1 protein-coding gene is annotated in these 437 nt (G+C 58.8%); it reads right to left on the bottom strand.

Annotation, left to right across the window (positions count from 1 at the left end):
- Window positions 1-70 precede the first annotated feature (70 nt).
- On the bottom strand, window positions 71-437 hold a 367-nt coding region (locus tag AC1D0P_RS29945; RefSeq protein ID WP_477680054.1), incomplete at its 5' end, for a metal ABC transporter solute-binding protein, Zn/Mn family.

Below are 437 nucleotides of genomic sequence, written 5' to 3'. Positions count from 1 at the left end.
CTTACCTTTTGCGGTCGAACGATCGCTTGGGGCGTAAACCCCAAGCCATAACATTGACGGAAGGAACACCCTACCTTCCAAGCGCCCCCACAATCCGATCGACATTATAACGGAACATCCGCAAATATGTCGAAGCCGGCCCATCCTTATCCGATAGCGCTTCGACATAAAGCTCCCCGCCCGGCTTCGCCCCCGTCGCCGCCGCGATCTGGTTGACCAGTTTCGGATCGTTGGAATTCTCGAAGAAATACACCTTCACCCCCTCCGCCTTGATCTGGTCGATCAGCCTGGCCACATCCGCGGCAGACGCCTCCGTCTCCGTCGACACCCCGAGCGGCGCCAGGAATTTCACCCTGTATTCCCGGCCGAAATAACCGAACGCATCATGGCTGGTGAGGATCTTGCGCCTGGCCTCCGGCACCGCATCGAGCTTGCCA

The organism is Polaromonas sp. P1_G2 (assembly GCF_056405515.1).
This window is presented reverse-complemented; position numbering and strand designations above follow the sequence as displayed.